The following is a 14,813-nucleotide window of genomic DNA, read 5'->3' on the forward strand; positions in this document are numbered from 1 at the left end:
GAGGTCCTCCTCACCCCGCCAGCGCATAGCGGCTGACCACCATGCCACAGGCATAGGCCTTCGAGCCGAGCAGCCGCAGGTTCCTAAAACCACCCTGATCGAAAATCCGGCGGCCCGCACCCAGCACCGCCGGATTGATGAAAAGCTGGAACTCGTCGACCAGCCCGGCCGCGATCAGCGCCGACGCGAAACCGGCGCCGCCGAACACGGCCATGTCGCCGCCCTTGCCCGCTTTCAGCGCATTGACTTCGCGCGGCAGGTCACCACTGACCACGCTGGTCCGCTCCCAAGCCGGCTCCCAGGCCGATTGCTTGAGCTTGTTGCTGAGCACCACCTTGCGGGCGTCGACGATGCGCTGTGCAAAGGCGTAGAACGGATCGCGCGGAAACTTCCTCGCCGCATTGCCCCAATGGGTGAGATAGCCCTCCTGCGCCATCTTGCGGCTGAGCAGGATGGTATCCACGCCTGCGAAGACAGCGTTGAAGTCCTGCTTCAGCGTATCGTCCCAGGCGCTCTCGCCACCCCACTCCCAGAGCTGCCAGGAATGATCCTCGGTGGCGCCGACAAAGCCGTCGACCGACATTTGCATCTGAAGGACCAGCTTTTTCACCGTCATTCTCCTCACGGTCATCGCAAACAGTTTACATTTGGAACCGTTGACGCAAGGCCAAAACGATGTCAATAGTAAAGTGATTTAAAAATGGAACCATAGATGTCGACGCGCGAAAAGTCCGGCTGCCCGATCAACCTGTCCCTCGAACTCATCGGCGACCGCTGGACGCTGCTCATCATCCGCGACATGGTCTTCGCCGGGAAAAAGCACTTTCGCGAATTCCTGCAATCCGACGAAGGCATCTCCTCGCGCACGCTGGCCGAGCGACTGCAAACGCTTCAGGAGGAAGGCATCCTCACCCGAAGCGACGACCCGACGCATGGCTTGAGAACGGTCTACCGGCTGACCGAAGCAGGCATCGACCTCTTGCCGGTGCTGGCGACGCTCGGCGCCTGGGGCAGCAAGCACCGCAAGGCCGACGACAAGCTGGCCAGGATTGCCGACGAGTTGGCGGCAGGCGGCGAAGCGGCGCTGGAAAAGATGAAAGCGGCGCTGCGAGCGGAACATATTGTCTAGGCGGTTGCGTTCAGGCCGAACCGGCATGGCTGTTGCCGCACAAATCGCCAATCGCTTGACAATGATCCACTTTTGTTCTCTATTTGTTCCATCTATCAGCAACTGCGGATGTGCGGTCGATGGAAACGACAGCCACCATCCTGCATGCCGATCTCGACGCTTTTTACGCCTCGGTCGAGCAGTTGCTCGATCCGTCGCTGCGCGGCAAGCCGATCGCGGTGGGCGGCGGCGTCGTGCTCGCCGCTTCCTATGAGGCGCGCGCCTTCGGCGTGCGCGGCGGCATGCCAGGGCGCAAGGCGCGCGAACTCTGCCCGCATTTGATCTTCGTCGGCGGCAATTTCAGCCATTACCAGCGGCTGGGCGATGCGGCGATCAAGGTGCTCGACGATTTTACGCCTGTGGTCGAGCGCATTTCCATCGACGAGGCGTTTGCCGACGTCGCCGGCTGCACGCATCTGTTCGGCTCCCCACAAGAGATCGCAACAGCCATCCGCAGCCGCGTTCGGGCCGAACTCGGCCTGCCGATCTCGATCGGCGTGGCGCGCACCAAGCATCTGGCTAAGATCGCCTCGCAGGTCGCCAAGCCCGACGGGCTGGTGGTCGTCGAACCCGGCACCGAGCTCGCCTTCCTGCATGATCTGCCGGTCGGACTGATGTGGGGCGTTGGCCCGGCCACCAGGGCGCGGCTGGCCGGGATCGGCGTCGAGACCATCGGTCAGCTTGCCAGGACGCATAGCGGCGCGCTGACGCGGCTGCTCGGTCCCGCCGCAGGCGAAAAGCTCGCCGCGCTGTCATGGAACCGCGACCCGCGCAAACTGGAGACCAAGCGCCGCGCGCATTCGGCCGGCGCCCAATCGGCGCTTGGCCAAAAACCCGCCGTGGCACGGGTTATCGTACCCACTCTGCTGCATCTGGCCGACCGCGTCGCCAGCCGGCTGCGCGCCAAGGCAAAGCCCGGCCGCACGGTGACGATACGCGTGCGCTTTGCCGATCTCCGCGCTGTCACCCGTTCGATCACGCTTGACCAGCCGATCTCGGCGACAACGATGCTGGCCGAGATCGCCGGCGATCTGGTGCGCGGCGTGCTCGCCGACAATCCACAGGAGAGAACGATCTCGCTGCTGGCGATCTCGGTCTCGCATCTCGAGGAAAGCTTCGAGCTGCAGCTCGACCTGCCGCTCGGCCTCGCCGACGAGAAGCGCCGCCCCGGCACCAGGAAAGGCCTGGCACGCTTCGACGCCGACCGCGCCATCGACAAGATCCGCGAGCGCTTCGGCAAACTGGCCGTCGGCTATGGCACGGTGGCGCTGGAGGCGGCGCGCTCGGTTCCCGACGAATTCAGGGAGTTGGCGGAGAAGGAGCTGTGAGGCCAGGGTAAGGTTATGGGCCGGTACGCGAGTAACGATGGACCCGGACGCCACTGGAGCTTGCCCCCTGCCAGGGCTCGCAGGCTATGCCGTCATGGTCGGCATCGTGAGTCGGCCAATAGCCAGGTTCGCCCCTGTGCGCAGAGGCGAGGCCAACGGCACGGGCGGCAGTGCAGTTCGGGAACGCGGCAAGGTGCCTCAGGACCGAGAGAGGCGTATCAAACCGAATGCCGACGAAGCCATAGATGAGATAGCCCGACAACAGAATGAACGGCGCGAACAAAGCCACCCATCTCAGTCTGCCAAGGCGGCGACGGTGATAGCGTGAAGGCCATCGTAAGAATGGCAGGAGCATTCCCCGCCAACTCCCCGGTTGGAGTCCCCGAACCAGACTAGCGTCACCAGATGCAGTAGCAACAACGCCCATCTCCAAACGGTTTTCCGCGTTGGCGATTGGAGTCGGATAGCGACACTCCAGTTCTACGCCTCGCCGTCCCAGTAGCGCCTAACCCCGGCCATGTCGAAAATGCCGTCGCGCCGGCGCAAGGCGTCGACCGCCATTTTGTTGGAATCGGGATAGACGCAGACCTCATTGGGGTTTCTCTCGCCGATCATCAGATAGCGGCACGGTCCCGTACCGCTGTTGAGAAAGGAATGTCCGACCGCCAGACCGGCGGGAAAGCAGACATAGTCGCCGGCTTTCATCTCATAGCGCTCCTCGCCAAACAGCAGCGTCACTTGCCCTTCCAGGATCAGCGCATGCTCCTCTTCCAGCATATGGTAGTGCCTGGGCGCCAGGCGCATGCCGGGGGCCGGCGCCTCGATCAGCACGCCGACATGATAGTCGGGCCGTCCCAATGCGGCATAGGTGAGGTGTTTGGACTGACCACCGAACCACGCCCCCTCGCCTTCCTGTTTCCACTCGACAGCATCGCTGGCGACCGGCGGGATCGGAGTGGCTGCTGCCTTGGTGACACCGGCCGTCACATCCGACGGCGACGGATCGCCGACGGCAAGGCCGGTATCCTCGCCGTCCCAGTAGCTTCGGGTTGCCGACAGGTCGAAGATCGCGCGGCTTCCCAGCGCGCGCACCAGCACCTTGTTGGAGGCAGTGTAGATGACCACGTCATTCGGGTTGCGCTCGCCGACGATGACATAGCGGCACGGCGCGTCGCTGGTGTTGATCAGGCAATGCCCCGCCGCGGCACCCGCCGGAAAGCAGATGTAGTCGCCAGCCTTCATGGCGTAGGCGGCGTCGGCGACATGCGCGGTGAGCATCCCCTCGAGGATGAAGACATGCTCCTCCTCGAAAATGTGGTAATGCGCCGGTGAACTCTGCTTGCCCGGCGGCAGCTCCTCGATCGCCACGCCGACATGGTAATTCTCGCCAAGCGCGGCCAGCGACAAATGCCGGTAGCGCACGCCGAAGCGCGGCACATCGGACCATTCCGTCCACGGCACCTCATCCGATGCGAATGGCACGGGCGCTTTCTCGTCTGCCATTGGGGCCTCCTGGTTCTGTCGCCCTGCCCTACAGTAGGCTGTGACAGAACAAAGCTGCCAGTTTCCGGCATCATCGCCAAGCGGTGTTCGCCACGCTCCTGACAGGGCCAGACAGGAGCCGCTCGCTTCAGCCTCGGATTGCCTTGCCCGCCTGCTGCAGCAACTCGAACGCGGAGAAGCGCTTGGCGTGCCAGTCGGCCAGCGCGTCATTGGGGTGATAGACCTCGCCGAGTTCCGACATGCCAGCCATCGCCGTGACCAAGTCCTTGTAGGTTCCGGCGGCGACCGCGCCCAGCATAGCCGACCCGAGCAGCACCGGCTCGGGCGAGGTCGAGGCCACCACCACCATGCCGGTCGTGTCCGCCAGCAACTGGCGCACCAGCGGGCTTTGCCCGGCGCCGCCGCTGACCACGATGGTGTCGACGGGAATGCCCTTGTCGTGCTCGGCCCGCACGATCTGGCGCGCGCCATAGCCCAGCCCGCAAACCCCGGCGACATAGAGCCCGACCAGGCTGTCGAGGCTGGTGTCGAGATCGAGCCCGGCAATCAGCGCGCGTGCATCCGGATCGGCGAAAGGCGCACGGTTGCCGAGAAATTCGGGCACGACATGGATGCCGCCGACCAGCGCCGGCGTCGCTGCGGCCCCATTTCGGCTTTGCGCCTGCAACGACAGCCAGGCGCTGAGGCTGAGCCCCTCGGCTTGCGCCTTGGCGGTCGCTTCGCCAGCCGCGGGGTGCATGCGCACCAGATGGTCGATGGCCGCACCAGCCGCCGATTGGCCGCCCTCGTTTAGCCACAGGCCCGGCACCATGGCCGAGAAATACGGACCCCAGACGCCGTCAACGAAGGCCGGCGCCGCGGTCGACGACATGGTGCAGGCCGAGGTGCCAAAAACATAGGCCATGCGCGACAACACGCTGCCGAAATCGCCACGCGCCCCGACCGTGCCGACGCCGCCGGCATGCGCGTCGATCAGCCCGGCCGCCACCGCTGAACCGGGTTTGAGGCCAAGGTCCGCAGCCGCTTGCGCGGTCAGTCCGCTGCCGAGTGCGGCACCCGCCGGCACGATCTCGGTGCCGATGCGCGCGAATGCCTCGTCGGCCAGCGCGCCGAGGCCGATCTTGCGAAAATAGGCTTCGTCCCAGCGGCTCTCATGCGCGAGATAGGTCCATTTGCAGGTCACCGTGCAGACCGAGCGGGCAAGGCTGCCGGTCGCCCGCCAGGTGAGGAAATCGGCGAGGTCCATGAACTGCCAGGCGGCATCGAAAGTGGCGGGCAGGTTTTCCGCCAGCCACAGGAGTTTCGGTGTTTCCATCTCCGGCGAGATAACGCCGCCGACATAGTTCAGCACCGTCTCGCCGCTGCGGTTGATGCGGCGCGTCTGCTCGACCGCGCGGTGATCCATCCAGACGATGATGTTGCGTTCGGGATTGCCGGACGGACCAACGGCCAAGGGCACGCCGCCCTCGCCCAGCACCACCAGCGAACAGGTGGCGTCGAAACCGATGCCGGCGATCGCCTCGGGTGCCACGCCGGACTGAGCGACGGCTTCGCGTGTGGCCGCGCAAACCGCCCGCCAGATGTCATTGCTCGACTGCTCGACAATGTCGCCGGCCTCGCGCCAGACCTCGATGTCCCGCTTGGCCGAGGCGAGCAGGTTTCCCGTGTGGTCGAACACCCCGGCCCTCGCGCTGCCGGTGCCGACGTCAATGCCGAGAGTGTGGGGCATGGGGAAACCTTCGGTTTAGGGCAGTAGTGAGTAGCGAGTAGTGAGTAGTGAGTAGTGAGTAGTGAGTAGGAAAGTCTTGATTCTTGGATCAAAACCATCTTCCATCAGGATTTCTATCCTACTCGCTACTCACTACTCACTCCCTTCACAAATCATTGCTTTGCGGCAAAATCACCAGATCGCGGATCGTCACGTTGCGCGGCCGGGTCAGCATGAACATCACCGCTTCGGCCACTTCGCGCGGCTGCATCAGGCCGCCGGCGGCGAGTTCTTCCTCGAGCTTGGCCTTCGGCCAGTCGTCGACCAGTGCCGTCACCACCGGGCCCGGCGCCACGGCACCGACGCGCAGGCCGTGCTTGGCGACCTGCCGGCGCACCGTGTGAACGAAGGCCTGCACGGCGTGCTTGGAGGCCGTATAGATCGGCTCCCAGACCACCGGAACCAGTCCGGCGATCGAACTGGTGACGATGATATCGCCCGTCTTGCGCTCGATCATGTGCGGCAGTACCGCCTGGATCGAGCGGAAGCAGGCATTGATGTTGAGGTTGAGCATCCGGTCCCAGGCGTCGGGATCGCCGGTCGCCACCTCACCGCCGACATAGGCGCCGGCATTGGCATGGAAGATATCGAGCTGGCCGGCCTTCTCCAGGATCTGCGGCATCATGGTGGCGACGCTTGCCGGCTGCATCAGGTCGATGACCAGCGGGATCGCCTTCGAACCGAGTTCGGCGCACAATTTGTTCAGGGTCGCCTCGGCGCGGTCGACCAGCACCACGCTGGTGCCGGCCGCCAGCATGTGCCTGGCGCATTCGAGGCCGATGCCTGATGCCGCGCCGGTGACGGCGGCAACTTTTCCGGACAGTTCTTGGCTCATGTCTTGCTTCCTGTTGATGGGTTCAGGCCCGGCCATGCGAGACACGCGAGCGGCGTGCCAGCGAGTCGACGATGACCGCGATGGCAAGCACGGCGCCGGTGATCATGTACCGAAGCGACGAGGACAGATCGAGCAGCGTCAGGCCGCTGGCGATCGACTGGATGACGATGATGCCGAGCAGCGCCGAATAGGCGCTGCCGCGGCCGCCGAACAGGCTGGTGCCGCCGATGACGGCCGCCGCGATGGCGTTGAGGTTGACGTCGCCGGTGCCGGCCTGCTGGCTGGCCGAGGCAAGGCGGGCCGCCGACAGCACGCCGCCGAAAGCGGCCAGCATCGAGCACAGCACGAAGGCGCTGGAATAGATCAGCCGCACATTGATGCCGGCGCGCCGTGCCGCCTCGCGGTTGCCGCCGACCGCCGACATCGAGCGGCCCCATTTGGTCCGCGTCAGCGCGTAATGCATTGATATGACCAGGCCGACGAACAGGCCGAACATCCACGGAATGCCGCGCGCCTGGTTGAGATAGAAGACGATGAGTTCGAGAATGACCGTGATGACGATCGCCCGCGTGATGAGCCCGCCGGTCGACGGCGCCGACAGATTGGCGGCGCGGCGTCGCGCGACGGTGCGCAGGCCGGTGACCAGCATGACAATGCCGGGCACGGCCGCCAGAGCGAACGAGACGAATTTCGGCATCATCAGCAGCTGGCCGAAATTCACCAGGTTCGAGCCGTAGGGCAGGTTGATCGAGCCGGTCGAGCCGAGGATGTAGAGTTGCAGGCCAAGCACCGCCAGCAGGCCGGCCAGCGTCGAGACGAAGCTCGGCATGCCGAGCCGGTTGAACAGCAGCGCGTAGAGAGCGCCGATAAAGCCGCCGACGGCGACAGCGGCCAGAATGGCGAGCGCCACCGGCCAGCCCTGGTTGACCCACAATGTGCCGACCATCGCCGAGGCAAAGCCGCTGATCGAACCGACCGACAGGTCGATTTCGCCGACCATCAAAACGCAGACGATGCCGAGCGCAATGACGCCCACGGTGGAGCAATCGAACAGCAGATTGACCAGATTGCTGCTCGACAGGAAGATCGGGTTGATGCTGGCGAACACCGTCCAGATGATGACCAGCCCGACGATGACCGGCAGCGAGCCGAGATCGCCGGAGCGGACCCGGTCGAAGAACCTGCGGATGGCGCCGCCGATCCCCGCCTCATGCTTGACGCGCACATCGGCGCGGTCGAGCTGCGGCGGCACGGAGGCGGCCTGTTCGGCTTCGCGGCTCATGGGCGTGGCTCCTGCGTTTGATCTTGCCGCGCCATTTGAGTCTGCTGGGTTTGCCTGCGCTCTGCGCGCCGCGACACCGAATTGTTCGACGCGCCGGTGATGGCGCTGACCAGTTCCTGGTTCGAGGCATCGGGCGAGAAGATGCCGTTGTTGCGGCCAAGCCGCAGCACGACGATGCGGTCGGCGACGGCGCGCACGTCTTCCATGTTGTGGCTGATGATGACCACGCCGAGGCCGCGGTCGCGCACGCGCTCGATCAGGTTTAGCACTTCCGCCGTCTGCGCGACGCCAAGGGCGGCCGTCGGCTCGTCGAGCAGGATCAGCTTGGGTTCGAGCAGCAGCGAACGGGCGATCGCCACCGTCTGGCGCTGGCCGCCCGACAGTGACGCGACCACTTCGCGCACGCTTGGGATGCGCGCCGAAAGCTCGTTGAGCAGCGTCCAGGCGCGAACCTCCATCGCCACCTCGTCCAGCCGCAGCGGGCTGAGCTCACGGCCGAGGAAGATGTTGGCGACGATGTCGAGGTTTTCGCACAGCGCCAGATCCTGGAACACGGTGGCGATGCCAAGCGTCAGCGCCGCACTCGGATCGGCAAGCGTCACTTGCTTGCCGCGATAGCTGATGATGCCTGAACTCGGCTGATGCACGCCGGCCAGGATCTTGACCAGCGTCGACTTGCCGGCGCCATTGTCGCCCACCAGCGCCACCACCTCGCCGGCATGGACATCGAGATCGATGTCGGTAAGCGCCGAGACGGCGCCGAAATTCTTGGAAACACCGCGCAGGCTGAGCACCAGCTCGCCTGCCGGAACCGGTTCGTCCGGGGTATCGATCATGCCTGGAACACCTTTCAAAAGAACCGGTTCAAGAAATCAGATGAGCGCTGCCTGGCCACCACGCGGGTGGCCAGGCAGCGGAGCGGGCAAGGGTCGCGGTCAGTTCCCGATGCCCAGCTTCTTGCAGCCTTCCGCGTAACGATCGACACAGAGCTCGGCCGCGGTGTTGATCTTCTTGTCGATGATCTCGGCCTTCAGGTTTTCCTGCGTCACCACGGCTGGCGTGAACAACTGCGAGGGCGTGTCGTACAGCGTCATCTCGGCCTTCGGCGTCTCGCCCGAAAGCAGCTTGATGGCGATGTTGGCGGCGGCCGCCGCCACGATCTCGCTCGGCTTGGAGATGGTGTTGTACTGGTCTCCGGCGATGATCAGTTGCAAGGCTGCGATCGTCGCGTCATTGCCGGTCACCGGCGGCACCGGATCGACGCCCGCCGCCTTGAAGGCCGCGATGGCGCCGCCACCGGTGCCGTCATTGGCGGCGACCACGCCGAGTATCTTCGGCCCGAAGCGGGTGATCTGGCCGCCGGCCCATTGCTGCGCCTTCGGCGGCGCCCATTCCGGCGTGTCGTATTCGGCCAGGATCTGGTAGCCGCTGTTGTCGAGGCCGGCATGGATGCCCTTCTTGATCAGGCCGGCCGCCGCGTCGGTCGGCGAGCCGTTGATCTGCAGCACACCGCCGCTGGCCGGATCGACCTTCAGCGCCTTCAGGTGCTCGACCAGCGAGTCGGCGATGGCCTTGCCGATGCCTTCATTGTTGAACGAGACATAGAAGTCGGCAGGCGCGGTCGGGATCGGCCGGTCATAGGCGATGACCTTGATGCCCTGGCTCTGCGCCAGCTTGACCAGCGAGGCGGCAGCGGTCGAGTCGACAGGGTCGAGCACGATCGCCTTGGCGCCCTGCGAGATCACCGAGTTGAACTGCTGCTGCTGGCGCGAGGCGTCGGCATCGGCGTTCTGGTAGAGCACCTTGCAGCCCGGGCACAGCTTCTTCATCTCGGCGGCGAAGCCGGGATAATCATGCTGTTCGTAGCGGGTCGAGGCCTGGTCGGGCATCAGGAAGGCGACGGTGGCGTCGGTGACTTCGGCGGCCCGGGCGATCGCGGCGGTGCCGGCCAGCAGCGACAGCGCAAGAGCTGCCATGCCGGCGGATTTGCCAGCGGACTTCAATGAAATTGAAAGTTTGGTCATTCGGTCTTCTCCGTTTCTGGATATGTTGTAAGAAGGTCGTTGACTGCTTTGGTTGAAGACACCCATCCGCCCCCGCCCCAACTGCATTGGGAACCAGGCGCCGGCCTGTCGAGCCGCGCCGACACTCTCCGCCGACGGAGGAATTCGAGACAAGCGTTCTCCATCGCGAACCGCTCCACGCGGTTCACGTCGTCATGCAAAAGAAAAAATCCTCCCTTGGTTCCTCCCTGGCTCCTCCGTTAAGCGGCTTTTCCCGCGTTGATGTTGTCGGCCAGCAGGCGCCTGAAACGCGAGGGCGGCATGCCCTTCTCCGCCAGGAACTGCCGGTTGAAATTGGATAGATTGTTGAAGCCGACCTCGTAGCAGATGTCGGTGATCGAGGCCTGCTCGTCGCTCATCAGGATCTGGCAGGCGAGATTGATGCGCAGCCGCTTGACATACTGCACCAGCGACATGCCGGTGTGACGGCGAAACGAGCGCGAGAAGGCGCCGGTCGACTGGCCGGCGATGGCGGCGAGGTCCGCCTCGTCGAACAACTGCGTCAGGTTTTCCCTGATATAGGCGAGCGCCTTGTTCATGCCGGCGGTCATGTAGCCGGAGGGATCGGGCCGGTAGCTGGCGCTGGCCAAAAGCTGTAATTCCTGGGCGCGGCTGAGCAGTCCGGCGATCATCATGAACAGCTCGATTCGGCGCACGCCCTGCGCCTGCATCATCTCTTCCATCAGCGGCGCCAGCGCTTTGCTGGTGCGGCTGGAAAACAGCACGCCGCGCCGCGACGCCTCGAGCAGAGACCCAAGCCCCGCCAGCTCCGGCAGCACATGCATGGCGTCGCCAATGAAACTTTCTGAGAACTGGATGATGCGGCCGCGCAGCGGGATCGAGCTATCCCTGGGGATATCGCTGACCCAATTGTGCGGCAGGTTCGGCCCGGTCAGCACCAGATTGCCCGGCTCGAACTCGCCGATGAAGTCGCCGACGAAATAGCGGCCATTGGTGAAGATCACCTGATGCAGTTCATACTCGGGATGGAAGTGCCAGCGCACCGTGTGGAAGGGGTAGCCGTGCGACCACGCCTTGAAGGACTCACCGCGTCGTATCTGGACAACTTCCAGGTCCGGTTCCATGTCCGTTTCCTCCCGGGCCGGCACGGATATCTGCCGCGTTCGGCCCAATTCCCTAAACCGGCCAAATTGGTTTCGGCTCTGCATTTCAAGAGGCACGGTACCGGCTCATGACAACAGGCGCCACCACGATTCAAGACAATGGATGATACTTTTTTAACCGGGAGGCGGCGCTCAGAGGCGTTATTCGGGCAGAACAGGTCAGTCTTGCTGACGCGTTCGCTCAATTGACCAACGACAATTCCGCCGCCCGGAAAGAAATTCGGATGTCTCCGGTGGTCGCCCGGCCTACCGCAGGAACATCATCTTCAGGCGCTGTTGCATCAGCCCGTGCGCAGCGCACCACCCGCTACCGTCGCGAGCGGCGAAACCATATCCGGCACCAGTATGTCGTGGCGGCGCGCGAAGCTGACCAGCGTGGCTCGCACCGTTTCCGGATCGATCTCGCCGGCGATGCCCGCCTTGCAAGCGTTGAGTGCGACGGCATGGGCGCCGTTGCGGCCGGCGCTCGGCCAGTCCTGCAACAGTGCGTAGGCTTCCATCACGCTGTCGATCTTCCTCGGAAAACCCATTCCGACGAGAAGGGTGACCGGTTCCTCAAATTGTCCGCGCTTCATGCTTGTGCCTCCTCTCGAGCCTGCAGCGGGCCGAACACCGGGGAGCGCGGCCCGCCGCGGACAGGTGAATGGACTGGCCGATTTCCGTTCAGCCGCTGCCGGCGGACACCTCGGATGTTGCCGACACTTGCTGCGCGGCGAGGAACATCAGTGCCGACGCGGCGGTCCGCCGGTTCCAGCCGGCGGCCTCAGCCATGTCGAGCAGCCCTGCCAGCAGCGGCTTCAGCACGTTCCTGCATTCGGTTTCATAGGCCAGGAATTCCTGCGCTCGGTGCGTAGGAGCCGGTACGGAGCCGAGGCCAGCCATTGCATCCATCTTTACCTCCACTTTCTCTTCGACTGACGCCCGCTCCCCGCCAGGGGAACGGGCGGATTGGCCGCGACCTTAGAAGTCCATGCCGGCGCCGGCGGGCATTGCCGGAGCGGCGGCTTCCTTCTTCGGCTTCTCGGCCACCATGGCCTCCGTGGTCACCAGCAGGCCGGCGACCGATGCCGCGTCCTGGAGAGCGGTGCGCACCACCTTTGCCGGGTCGATAACGCCCTGGCCGAAGAGATCGCCGAATTCGTTGGTTTGGGCGTTCCAGCCCCAGCCGAATTCGCTTTTCTCGCGCAGCTTGCCGACGATGATCGAGCCTTCGGCGCCGGCATTCTCGGCGATCTGCCGAACCGGCGTTTCGATGGCGCGGCGCACGATGTCGACGCCAGTCTTCTGGTCCGCATTGTCAGTCTGCACGGTATCGAGCGCCTTGGCTGCCCGCAGCAACGCGACGCCGCCGCCGGGCAGCACGCCCTCCTCGACGGCCGCGCGGGTCGCATGCAGCGCGTCGTCAACGCGGTCCTTGCGCTCCTTGACCTCAACCTCGGTCGAGCCGCCGACCCGGATCACCGCAACGCCGCCAGCGAGCTTGGCCAGCCGCTCCTGCAGCTTCTCGCGGTCGTAGTCGGAGGTGGTCTCCTCGATCTGCGCCTTGATCTGTGCGACACGGCCCTGGATCTCTTCCTTGCGGCCGACGCCGTCGACGATGGTGGTGTTTTCCTTCTCTATCACCACCTTCTTGGCGCGGCCCAGCATCTGCAGCATCACATTTTCCAGCTTGATGCCGAGATCTTCCGAGATTGCGGTGCCGCCGGTGAGAATGGCGATGTCTTCCAGCATGGCCTTGCGGCGGTCACCGAAGCCCGGCGCCTTGACGGCCGCGACCTTGAGGCCGCCGCGCAGCTTGTTGACGACCAGCGTGGCAAGCGCCTCGCCTTCCACATCCTCGGCGATGATCAAAAGCGGCTTGCCCGACTGCACCACGGCTTCGAGTACGGGCAGCAGCGCTTGCAGATTGGAGAGCTTCTTCTCGTGGATCAGCACATAGGGCTCGTCGAGTTCGACGCGCATCTTGTCCTGGTTGGTGATGAAATAAGGCGAGAGATAGCCGCGATCGAACTGCATGCCTTCCACGACTTCGAGTTCGGTCTCAGCGGTCTTGGCCTCTTCCACCGTGATGACGCCTTCATTGCCGACCTTCTCCATCGCCTCGGCGAGGAAACGGCCGATCTCGGCATCGCCATTGGCGGAGATGGTGCCGACTTGCGCGATCTCGTCGTTTCGGGTGACCTTGCGGGCATTGATCCTCAGCTCGGCGACCACCGCATCGACCGCCTTGTCGATGCCGCGCTTTAAATCCATCGGGTTCATGCCCGATGCCACCGCCTTGGCCCCTTCTCTGACGATCGCCTGTGCAAGCACCGTTGCGGTCGTCGTGCCGTCGCCGGCAAGGTCGTTGGTCTTGGAGGCCACCTCGCGCACCATCTGGGCGCCCATGTTCTCGAACTTGTCTTCCAGTTCGATCTCCTTGGCGACGGTGACGCCGTCCTTGGTGATGCGCGGCGCGCCGAACGACTTGTCGATGACGACATTGCGACCCTTGGGGCCGAGCGTCACCTTCACCGCATTGGCAAGGATGTCGACGCCGCGCAGCATCTTCTCGCGCGCTTCGGTATGGAATTTCACTTCTTTGGCAGCCATTGGATCACTCCTTTATCTAGGCAGCATTCGTTGACTGGTTGGGTACGAAGAAGCCGTCAGGCGGCCTTCTTCACTTCGGCGATCTCGTCGATGACACCCATCACGTCGCTTTCCTTCATGATGAGCAGGTCCTCGCCGTCGAGTTTGATCTCGGTGCCGGACCATTTGCCGAACAGGATGCGATCGCCGACCTTGACGTCGAGTTCGACAAGCTTGCCGCTGTCGTCGCGCGCGCCGGGACCGACGGCGAGCACTTCGCCTTCCTGCGGTTTTTCCTTTGCGGTATCGGGGATGATAATGCCGCCGGAGGTCTTCTCCTCGGCTTCAAGGCGGCGGACCAGGATACGGTCATGCAATGGACGGAACGCCATGTCGTTCTCCTTGTGGACAAACAGGTTTTGAGGTTCCTCCGCACCGAACCGGCAATATCGGACCGGAGCGGAACGCCGCGACCCTTCGTCAGGCATCGCGGCGCATATCGAGCTAGTTTTGCCGGTTTTCGGTTTCAAGAGACCGGCGAAAAAAATTTTGCGTTCGGCAAAAGAGCGCCAAAGCACTGTTACCGCGTGGCTATTTTTGGAACCCCCGAGCTTCTCGCGCCGTTGTTCGAAGACGGACCGACAGACCGATCTGTCCCGGCCCGGCTCGGGCAGGTTCAATACAAATGTCGCAGGCTGGATGCCTGAACGCAGAGAGAAGGAGAAAGACATGGCCGAAGCGGTCAGCAGCGAATTCCGCCTGCAAATGGAAGGTTATGGCCTGACGACGGCCGAAATCCACTATCACCTGCCCGATCATCCAAGCCTGCTTCAGCTCTATGTCTGGCAGGACTATGATCTCGCTCCGGCATTCCCCGAACTCAAGGGCTTTCTCCAATATTGGGAGCGCGAACTCGAAGGTCCGCTGCACTCGGTCCGCGTTGCTCATCACCGGCTCATCCAGCCTTCGGAATGGCGGGCCGTCGAGGGCATCATCACGGTCCACTAGGGTCTTTGCGGCGGCCTCCGCTCCTGCTTCGCCTGGAGCGACGGCGTTGGGGCAGGCTCTCGCCGCCCCACGCAGCGCGGCAGCCAACAACCTCCACTCCAAGATTTCCAATTTCCGTATTGTAAAACGATCGCGCCGCGTTAGCCTGAAATCAGATGCGAGG

Annotated in this window: 16 protein-coding genes; 3 read left to right on the forward strand and 13 right to left on the reverse strand. The window is 64.0% G+C overall.

The genetic code is table 11. From position 1 onward, the window contains the following. Positions 1 to 10: 10 nt before the first annotated feature. Entirely contained in the window at positions 11 to 610 is a 600-nt protein-coding gene (locus tag EOA16_RS03820; protein WP_127255634.1) for a dihydrofolate reductase family protein, read from the reverse strand. Positions 611 to 712: 102 nt separating this feature from the next. On the opposite strand from EOA16_RS03820, the gene EOA16_RS03825 reads away from it, so the two are divergent. Together EOA16_RS03825 and dinB are read left to right on the forward strand one after the other, a co-directional pair. After that, on the forward strand, positions 713 to 1,129 hold the full coding sequence (locus EOA16_RS03825; RefSeq protein ID WP_127255636.1) for a helix-turn-helix domain-containing protein: 417 nt from the start codon (positions 713 to 715) through the stop codon (positions 1,127 to 1,129). Between the two features lie 119 nt (positions 1,130 to 1,248). Beyond that, on the forward strand, positions 1,249 to 2,496 hold the full coding sequence (gene dinB, locus EOA16_RS03830) for a DNA polymerase IV (protein WP_127255638.1): 1,248 nt from the start codon (positions 1,249 to 1,251) through the stop codon (positions 2,494 to 2,496). A gap of 13 nt (positions 2,497 to 2,509) precedes the next feature. Here dinB and EOA16_RS03835 read toward each other — a convergent pair whose 3' ends face one another. The 12 genes from EOA16_RS03835 to groES all read right to left on the reverse strand — a co-directional run bounded on the left by EOA16_RS03835 (position 2,510) and on the right by groES (position 14,034). Then, the gene (locus EOA16_RS03835; protein WP_348630307.1) at positions 2,510 to 2,923 is read right to left on the reverse strand and encodes an excalibur calcium-binding domain-containing protein; all 414 of its coding nucleotides are present in this window, start codon (positions 2,921 to 2,923) and stop codon (positions 2,510 to 2,512) included. Between the two features lie 53 nt (positions 2,924 to 2,976). Next, positions 2,977 to 3,999 (reverse strand): cupin domain-containing protein, encoded by a 1,023-nt coding sequence (locus tag EOA16_RS03840; protein ID WP_127255641.1) that lies wholly within the window; start codon positions 3,997 to 3,999, stop codon positions 2,977 to 2,979. Between the two features lie 127 nt (positions 4,000 to 4,126). Continuing rightward, positions 4,127 to 5,728: an FGGY-family carbohydrate kinase gene (locus EOA16_RS03845; protein ID WP_127255643.1), complete on the reverse strand. Its 1,602-nt coding sequence runs from the start codon at positions 5,726 to 5,728 to the stop codon at positions 4,127 to 4,129. A gap of 145 nt (positions 5,729 to 5,873) precedes the next feature. Further along, a complete protein-coding gene (locus EOA16_RS03850) occupies positions 5,874 to 6,602 on the reverse strand; it encodes an SDR family oxidoreductase (protein WP_127255645.1) in 729 nt (242 codons plus the stop codon). 22 nt (positions 6,603 to 6,624) lie between these two features. After that, complete coding sequence (locus EOA16_RS03855; RefSeq protein ID WP_127255646.1) at positions 6,625 to 7,884, reverse strand: sugar ABC transporter permease; 1,260 nt, start codon at positions 7,882 to 7,884, stop codon at positions 6,625 to 6,627. Next, positions 7,881 to 8,720, reverse strand: a complete 840-nt coding sequence (locus EOA16_RS03860) for an ATP-binding cassette domain-containing protein (RefSeq protein ID WP_127255648.1) — start codon at positions 8,718 to 8,720, stop codon at positions 7,881 to 7,883. The genes EOA16_RS03855 and EOA16_RS03860 overlap by 4 nt, the downstream gene beginning before the upstream one ends. A gap of 99 nt (positions 8,721 to 8,819) precedes the next feature. Continuing rightward, positions 8,820 to 9,908 carry a sugar ABC transporter substrate-binding protein gene (locus tag EOA16_RS03865; protein ID WP_127255649.1) on the reverse strand — a complete coding sequence of 363 codons (1,089 nt, stop codon included), beginning with the start codon at positions 9,906 to 9,908 and terminating at the stop codon, positions 8,820 to 8,822. Between the two features lie 239 nt (positions 9,909 to 10,147). After that, complete coding sequence (locus EOA16_RS03870; RefSeq protein WP_127255651.1) at positions 10,148 to 11,032, reverse strand: AraC family transcriptional regulator; 885 nt, start codon at positions 11,030 to 11,032, stop codon at positions 10,148 to 10,150. Positions 11,033 to 11,352: 320 nt separating this feature from the next. Beyond that, positions 11,353 to 11,646 (reverse strand): DUF982 domain-containing protein, encoded by a 294-nt coding sequence (locus tag EOA16_RS03875; RefSeq protein ID WP_127255653.1) that lies wholly within the window; start codon positions 11,644 to 11,646, stop codon positions 11,353 to 11,355. 88 nt (positions 11,647 to 11,734) lie between these two features. Further along, entirely contained in the window at positions 11,735 to 11,962 is a 228-nt protein-coding gene (locus EOA16_RS03880; RefSeq protein ID WP_127255655.1) for a hypothetical protein, read from the reverse strand. 69 nt (positions 11,963 to 12,031) lie between these two features. Further along, positions 12,032 to 13,663, reverse strand: coding sequence for a chaperonin GroEL (gene groL, locus EOA16_RS03885; protein ID WP_127255656.1), 1,632 nt, complete (start codon positions 13,661 to 13,663; stop codon positions 12,032 to 12,034). Positions 13,664 to 13,719: 56 nt separating this feature from the next. Then, positions 13,720 to 14,034: a co-chaperone GroES gene (gene groES / locus EOA16_RS03890; protein WP_127255658.1), complete on the reverse strand. Its 315-nt coding sequence runs from the start codon at positions 14,032 to 14,034 to the stop codon at positions 13,720 to 13,722. A gap of 337 nt (positions 14,035 to 14,371) precedes the next feature. Between groES and EOA16_RS03895 the strand changes: the two genes are divergently transcribed. Next, entirely contained in the window at positions 14,372 to 14,650 is a 279-nt protein-coding gene (locus tag EOA16_RS03895; RefSeq protein WP_127255660.1) for an usg protein, read from the forward strand. Positions 14,651 to 14,813: the final 163 nt, after the last annotated feature.

It is taken from the genome of Mesorhizobium sp. M7A.F.Ca.US.008.03.1.1, from assembly GCF_003997495.1.
In the GTDB taxonomy this organism is placed as follows: Bacteria; Pseudomonadota; Alphaproteobacteria; order Rhizobiales; family Rhizobiaceae; genus Mesorhizobium.

Coding starts and splice junctions, on each gene's coding strand:
- EOA16_RS03825 (WP_127255636.1), top strand. CDS start 713: ATGTCGACGCGCGAAAAGTCCGGCTGCCCGATCAACCTGTCCCTCGAA.
- dinB (WP_127255638.1), top strand. CDS start 1,249: ATGGAAACGACAGCCACCATCCTGCATGCCGATCTCGACGCTTTTTAC.
- EOA16_RS03835 (WP_348630307.1), bottom strand. CDS start 2,923: ATGGGCGTTGTTGCTACTGCATCTGGTGACGCTAGTCTGGTTCGGGGA.
- EOA16_RS03840 (WP_127255641.1), bottom strand. CDS start 3,999: ATGGCAGACGAGAAAGCGCCCGTGCCATTCGCATCGGATGAGGTGCCG.
- EOA16_RS03845 (WP_127255643.1), bottom strand. CDS start 5,728: ATGCCCCACACTCTCGGCATTGACGTCGGCACCGGCAGCGCGAGGGCC.
- EOA16_RS03850 (WP_127255645.1), bottom strand. CDS start 6,602: ATGAGCCAAGAACTGTCCGGAAAAGTTGCCGCCGTCACCGGCGCGGCA.
- EOA16_RS03855 (WP_127255646.1), bottom strand. CDS start 7,884: ATGAGCCGCGAAGCCGAACAGGCCGCCTCCGTGCCGCCGCAGCTCGAC.
- EOA16_RS03860 (WP_127255648.1), bottom strand. CDS start 8,720: ATGATCGATACCCCGGACGAACCGGTTCCGGCAGGCGAGCTGGTGCTC.
- EOA16_RS03865 (WP_127255649.1), bottom strand. CDS start 9,908: ATGACCAAACTTTCAATTTCATTGAAGTCCGCTGGCAAATCCGCCGGC.
- EOA16_RS03870 (WP_127255651.1), bottom strand. CDS start 11,032: ATGGAACCGGACCTGGAAGTTGTCCAGATACGACGCGGTGAGTCCTTC.
- EOA16_RS03875 (WP_127255653.1), bottom strand. CDS start 11,646: ATGAAGCGCGGACAATTTGAGGAACCGGTCACCCTTCTCGTCGGAATG.
- EOA16_RS03880 (WP_127255655.1), bottom strand. CDS start 11,962: ATGGATGCAATGGCTGGCCTCGGCTCCGTACCGGCTCCTACGCACCGA.
- groL (WP_127255656.1), bottom strand. CDS start 13,663: ATGGCTGCCAAAGAAGTGAAATTCCATACCGAAGCGCGCGAGAAGATG.
- groES (WP_127255658.1), bottom strand. CDS start 14,034: ATGGCGTTCCGTCCATTGCATGACCGTATCCTGGTCCGCCGCCTTGAA.
- EOA16_RS03895 (WP_127255660.1), top strand. CDS start 14,372: ATGGCCGAAGCGGTCAGCAGCGAATTCCGCCTGCAAATGGAAGGTTAT.